Raw genomic sequence first — 6,128 nt, 5'->3', positions numbered from 1 at the left:
GACGGCGAGACTGCGGGTATTTGCCCGCAGTCTCGACCTGCGGGTGCAGTCTCGCGGCCGAGGGCGCCGGCAGCGCGGCGCGCGCTTGGGGTCAGGCGGCGGCCTCGCGGGCCAGCAGGCTCTGCTTCACGGGCAGGCCCCACGCGAACCCGCCCAGCGAACCATCCGAGCGCAGCACGCGGTGGCAGGGCACGAAGAGCGCGGGCGCGTTGCGCGCGCAGATGGATGCCGCGGCGCGCACCGCACTCGGCTGCCCGAGTGCGGTCGCGAACTCCGCGTACGACAGCGGGTGGCCGGGCTCGATCCCGCGCAGTGCGGCCCAGCCGGCCGCCTGCATCGCGGTCCCCTCCTGCGCGACGGACACCTCGTCGATCGCCGTGAGGTCGCCCCGGTAATAGTCCAGAGCCGCGGCCGCGGCATCCGTCTCGGTCTCACGCACGGTCCCCGGGCGCAGTCGAGGGTGGATGCGGGCCAGCGCGGCGTCGGGGTCGGCGGTCCAGCCCGAGGCCAGCACGCGGCCGCGGTCGTCGGCGACGATCGTGAACGCGCCGTCGGGGGTGTCGATGGTCTGAATGCTCGCGCTCATCGCGAGGCCTCCTTCGTGGTGGGTCGCAGGACCGGTGATCCGGGTGTCGTCTTGGGGGATTCGCGGGGCGCTCCGGCGGCCGCCGCAACCGCGCCGGGCCAGCCCGCAGGCGGAGCGCTCGCGGCGGACGGCGCGGAGGCGCGCCACAGGTGGGCGGTCAGATAGCTGCGCCAGGGCGCGGTCCGGGCGGCCCACGCATCCAGCGGCCGGGCCTCCGCGGGCAGGCCGGCGCGAGCAGCGCCGGTGCGCACGGCGACGTCACCGGGCAGGAACACGTCGGTGTCGCCGAGCACACGCATGCGCACGTAGTCGGCCGTCCAGGGCCCGACGCCCGGCATCGCGAGCAGCGCGGCGCGCTGGTCTGCCGCCTCATCGCCGGGTCCGAGCTGCAACGAGCCGTCCGCGAGCGCCGCGGCCGCGCCGATCAGAGCGCGCGTGCGGGCTGCCGGACCGCGCAGCACCTCGGAGCCGCGCTCGGCGATGGCCGCCATCGTCGGGAACAGGCGGGCCTGGCCGTGTTCCGCACCGATCTCCACGGGCTCACCCAGCGCGTCGGCGAGCGCAGTCAGCGCCGTGCGCGCCGCCGCGACGGTGATCTGCTGCCCGACCATCGCACGAACGAGCATCTCGTGCGGGTCCGCTGCGCCCGGAACACGGATGCCGGGGACCCGCGCGACGAGAGGCGCGAGTTCGGGGTGGCGAGCGAGGGCTCCGTCCACGGCGAGAGGGTCGGCGTCCAGGTCGAACAGGCGGCGAGCGCGCGTCACGAGGGTGGACAGGTCGCCCAGGTGCGTGAGCCGAGCGCGCAGACGCACGCGCCCGACCTCGTCCAGGCGGAGCTCGAACCACGCCGGTCCACCCGACAGCCGCAGCGTGCGTGCGAACGAGGTCTCCGAAGCCGATTCGACGCCGCCGATCGCGCGTGCGCCCATCCACGCGAACAGTCCCGGGGCATCGAGGGGCCCGCGGTGAGGCAGGACGAGGTCGATCGCGCCCGGCGCGTGCACGGCGTCGCCGCTCAGACCGCCGCGCCGGCGGGCACGGAGTTCCAGCGGAGGCATCCCGAACACCTCGCGCACGGTCTCGTTGAACTGACGGATGCTGGAGAATCCCGCCGAGAATGCGACATCCGCTGCGGGGAGGTCCGTGCCCACGAGCAGCATCCGCGCGGTGTGGGCGCGGTGGGCGCGGCTGAGCGCGAGCGGGCCGGCTCCCAGCTCGGCGGTCAGCAGTCGCGTGAGATGCCGAGGCGAGTAGCCGAGGCGGCGGGCGAGGCCCGGAACGCCCTCGCGTTCGACGACGCCGTCGGCGATCAGCCGCATCGCGCGCGCGGTCGTGTCGCCGCGCAGGTCCCACTCCGGAGATCCTGGCGCGGCCTCGGGAAGGCAGCGCTTGCAGGCCCGGTACCCGGCTTCGTGCGCGGCGGCGCTCGTGGCGTAGAACGAGACGTTCGCGGGTTTCGGAGTGCGGGCGGGGCAGCTCGGCCGGCAGTAGATGCCGGTGGAGCGCACCGCCGTCACGAACTGCCCGTCGAAGCGCGGATCGCGCGACTGGATCACGCCGTACCGCTCGTCGAAGGTCATGCTCGGGATGCTCACGTATCCCAGCCTGCCACGGTCGGCGACATCCGACTGGCGGAAATCGGACACGGCCGTCGGACTCGCCGTCCGCACCGTCAGCAGGGCGGGCGGTCAGCCGATCACCCGATCAGGATCGCGAAACCTCCGCTCGGCACCGGAACCGAACGCGCACCGCGCAGCTCGTACGTGCGGACTTCGGCACCCGATGCGTCGTACACGACGACGGCTGCGCTCTCACCGTCGCGGCCGATGCGGATCGGCTGGGGCGCGGCGCTGCTGGAGTGCACGAGCTCGGTGACCCCGCCATCGCCGGTGAGCACCAGGCGCGAGGCCACCGGCCGAACGAGCAGGGCGTCCAGCTGCAGCGAGCCGCTCAGGACATCGACACGGACCTGCTGACGATTGGCGAAGACCGGCAGCTGGAGCGAGTGCGGCAGAAGAACGCCGGGCGTCGGCGAGATCCCCTGGGCCGGAGCGGACTCCGAGAGGACTCCGAGCGGTACGCGCTCGGACGACCACCAGGAGCGACTGCCGTCCTGGCTCGGACTCGACCAGACCACCGGCTCGACCCACCGACGGACGTCTGCCGCACCGATGTCGAAGACCGCGTGCTGCCCGGGAGCGAGGGTGAGGGCGTTCTCGGACCAGCTCGATTCGCCCGTCCACGACTCCGGCGTGCTGATCGCACCGTCGGTCTCCACCGCGGACTCCGCCTCGACCAGTTCCAGTCCTGCCCGCTCCGCGATCGTCGTCACCGAGGATGCGCGCGCGGCGAGTCCGGGTCGAGCGTCGAGCGCGATCATCGACAGCAGACCGTGGATCGTGCTCTCAGCGCCGCTGTTGCGGTTGATCCCGCCGTCCTCCTCGAGGCCGTCGAAGGTGATTCCGGTGGCAGGGTCGTACATCGGCTCGCCGGCGCGATTCGCGCCGAAGAACCATGCGGCCTGCATCCCTGCGAGCGCCTCGAATCCGCCGGAGCCCGTCGCGTCGGCGACGGCCAGCAGCGATTGCAGCCGCGAGTCGGCGCCGTAGGCGATCTGCACGCGATCGGTCGGACTCGGGAACCAGCCGTTGTCGGGGCCGCCGGCAGTCAGCAGGGTGGGCGTGAAGCTCGCGGCATCGGCGATCGCCGGCTGCGCAAGCCCGTCGTCGCCGAGGACGACGGATGCCTCCGCCAGCGCGGCGGGCATCAGCGACCCCCAGGCGTGCCACATGCTGCGGGACTGGGCCCACGGCAGGATCGCGCCGTACGGCCACGAGCGCACCGAGCCCGCCGACATCGCGGCGATCCCTTCGGCGAGCTTGCGCATGGCGTCGGCGGCGGCGGTGTCGGCCGGCTGCGCTTCGACCCGGGCGGCCAGCCCGAGCACCGCTTCGGCGGACGCATCCGCACCGTCCACGATGAGCCAGGCCGGCACGCGCATTCCGTCCGATTCCGCCCACTCTCCGTACCTCGTCAGCACCTGGCGATCCAGCGCCGCGACCGACAGCGCCAGTCGCTCCTCGAGGAACGCCGCGAACTCCGGATCGGCATCCTGGAAGGCGGCATAGCCCTCTCCCAGTGCCCAGATCGTGCGGGCGAGCCAGTAGCTCGGCCCCGAATCGGACGGGTCGGGCAGCTCGACGGGGTCGGCAGAGGGGTTGAGCGTGCCGTCGGGCTGCATCCACAGCACCACGTTGCCCGCGTTCGGACCGTCGTCGGTCTGCAGATAGGTGATGGAGCGGAGCATCTCGTAGGCGCTGTCGCGGCTGGTCTCGGCTCCCGTCAGTGCCCAGTGCCGCAGGTAGACGACGGCCGCGCGCGCGACGTCGTCGGCGTTGTAGGCTCCCTGCCCCCACAGGCCGGTCGCCTCGTCGAGCTTGCCGCCGCCCACCCGCTGGAAGGTACCGCCCGGGCGCGAATCCGCGTACGTCCACGGCAGGATGAGCGTCGGTTCCTCGGCGAGCCGGTAGGTCGTGTGACCGGGCACCTCCGTCGGCGGCGTCGCCTCGTCGAGCAGGAAGTCCAGGTGAGCGAGATTGGTGAGCGGCGCGGCTGCTGCCGTGACGGATGCCGCCGCCGGCGCGCTCCGCGTCGCCACCGTCGCCGAGGCCGGTGCGGCGAACACGCCGACCGATACCGCGAACGCCAGCACCAGTGCCATCGCCGCCCGAAGGACGGACGCCGCCTTCGGGGCTTCGGGCTGTGGCACGCGATAGGGGGTTCTCCCCCGGTGCGCGATGCGGGCGATGCTCGGGCGGCGGACGTGTGCCATCGGAACTCCTCCTGGCCTGACCCCTGTGTCAGGATCCGAACCGGTTCAGGTTCCAGTGAGCCTTAGCGCCGGCTGGACCGCCAGTCCCTTGTCGGACAACCCGATGCGGTGTACAGCCTGCGCGTACGCACCGGCACTCACCCTGTCGGTGCCGCAGCGGATACCGTGAACAGATGAGCGAACGCGAATACGACGTCATCGTGGTCGGGGGCGGCGCCGTGGGCGAGAACATCGCCGACCGCACCGTGCAGGGCGGGATGACCACCGTCCTCGTCGAGGCCGAGCTGGTCGGCGGCGAGTGCTCGTACTGGGCGTGCATGCCGTCCAAGGGCCTTCTGCGCAGCGCCGCTGCGCTGCGCGCGGCGCGCGGCGTGGACGGCGCGAAGCAGGCGGTCACCGGCGACGTCGACGTCGCCGGTGTGCTCCGACGGCGCGACCGCATCACCCACGACTGGGACGACGGCTCGCAGGTGAAGTGGCTCGACGAGACCGGCATCGACCTGGCGCGCGGGCACGCCGAGTTCACGGGCGTCAAGCGCGTGCGGGTGCGGGGCGAGGACGGAACCGTGACCGATCTCGTCGCCCGCCACGCCGTGGCGGTCGCGACGGGCTCGGCGTCGCTGATGCCCGACATCCCGGGCCTGCGCGAGATCGAGCCGTGGAACAGCCGCGACGCCACCAGTGCGAAGGAGATCCCCTCCTCGCTCGCCGTCATCGGCGGCGGCGTCGTGGCGGCGGAGCTCGCCACCGCGTACGCCGGCTTCGGCACGAAGGTGACCCTGCTCGTGCGTTCCACCCTCCTGCAGAAGATGGAGCCGTTCGCCCGCGAGATGGTCGAGGAATCGCTCAGGAAGCTCGGCGTGACCATCCGCACCGGAGTCGAAGTGACCGAGGCGCACCGCACCGAGCGCAACGCCGTGCTCGCCCTCTCGGATGGCAGTCGCGTCGTCGCCGAGCAGGTGCTCGTCGCGATCGGTCGCACCGCCCGCACGACCGACCTGGGCCTCGAGACCATCGGCTTCCAGCCCGGGTCATGGCTCGGAGTCGACGACACGCTCCTGGTGCGAGGCACCGACTGGCTCTACGCGGTCGGCGACGTCAACCATCGCGTGCTGCTGACGCACCAGGGCAAGTACCAGGCGCGGGCCGCCGGAGACGTGATCGCCGCTCGGGCGAAAGGCCTGCCCGTGGACGACGCGCCCTGGGGCGCTCACGTCGCCACCGCCGATCACGAGCACGTGCCGGAGGTGACCTTCACCGACCCCGAGGTCGCCTCGGTCGGCCTCACCGAGGCCGAGGCCCGGGCCGACGGGCGCAACATCCGGGTGCTCGACTACGACCTGTCGTGGCTCGGCGGAGCGAGCACGTACGCCGACGCCTACGAAGGACGAGCGCGCGCGATCGTCGACGAGAACCGCGGCGTGCTGATCGGCGCCACGTTCGTCGGGCCCGAAGTGGCGGAGCTGCTGCACTCCGCGACCGTCGCGATCGTCGGAGAGGTGCCGCTCGAGCGCCTGTGGCACGCGGTGCCGTCCTATCCGACGGTCAGCGAGGTCTGGCTCCGCTGGCTCGAGGAGTACGGCCGCCCCACTCCCTGAGCCCGCCCCCGGGCCCCTGGCCTTGGCCGCGAGACTGCAACCCCACGGCGAGACTGCGGGGTTCACCCGCTGTCTCGACGTCCCGGTGCAGTCTCGCGGCCAAGTCGAG

General features: G+C 72.7%; 4 protein-coding genes. 1 reads left to right on the top strand and 3 read right to left on the bottom strand.

What is annotated here, in order from left to right; genetic code table 11:
• Nucleotides 1-91: 91 nt before the first annotated feature.
• The 3 genes from VFX99_RS00630 to VFX99_RS00620 form a co-directional block, all read right to left on the bottom strand.
• Complete coding sequence (locus tag VFX99_RS00630) at nt 92-586, bottom strand: methylated-DNA--[protein]-cysteine S-methyltransferase (RefSeq protein ID WP_329664385.1); 495 nt, start codon at nt 584-586, stop codon at nt 92-94.
• A complete protein-coding gene (locus tag VFX99_RS00625) occupies nt 583-2,169 on the bottom strand; it encodes an AlkA N-terminal domain-containing protein (RefSeq protein WP_329664388.1) in 1,587 nt (528 codons plus the stop codon). Before VFX99_RS00625 ends, VFX99_RS00630 begins: the two co-directional genes overlap by 4 nt.
• 116 nt (nt 2,170-2,285) lie before the next feature.
• Nucleotides 2,286-4,421: a hypothetical protein gene (locus VFX99_RS00620; RefSeq protein WP_329664384.1), complete on the bottom strand. Its 2,136-nt coding sequence runs from the start codon at nt 4,419-4,421 to the stop codon at nt 2,286-2,288.
• A 173-nt stretch (nt 4,422-4,594) separates the two neighbouring features.
• On the opposite strand from VFX99_RS00620, the gene VFX99_RS00615 reads away from it, so the two are divergent.
• Nucleotides 4,595-6,019: an NAD(P)/FAD-dependent oxidoreductase gene (locus tag VFX99_RS00615; RefSeq protein ID WP_329664383.1), complete on the top strand. Its 1,425-nt coding sequence runs from the start codon at nt 4,595-4,597 to the stop codon at nt 6,017-6,019.
• Nucleotides 6,020-6,128 lie beyond the last annotated feature (109 nt).

The organism is Microbacterium sp. (assembly GCF_036277215.1).
GTDB lineage: Bacteria > Actinomycetota > Actinomycetes > Actinomycetales > Microbacteriaceae > Microbacterium.
Note: the sequence above shows the minus strand (reverse complement) of the source record. Positions and strands in the feature narration are given on the sequence as shown.

Coding starts and splice junctions, on each gene's coding strand:
- VFX99_RS00630 (WP_329664385.1), bottom strand. CDS start 586: ATGAGCGCGAGCATTCAGACCATCGACACCCCCGACGGCGCGTTCACG.
- VFX99_RS00625 (WP_329664388.1), bottom strand. CDS start 2,169: ATGACCTTCGACGAGCGGTACGGCGTGATCCAGTCGCGCGATCCGCGC.
- VFX99_RS00615 (WP_329664383.1), top strand. CDS start 4,595: ATGAGCGAACGCGAATACGACGTCATCGTGGTCGGGGGCGGCGCCGTG.
- VFX99_RS00620 (WP_329664384.1), bottom strand. CDS start 4,421: ATGGCACACGTCCGCCGCCCGAGCATCGCCCGCATCGCGCACCGGGGG.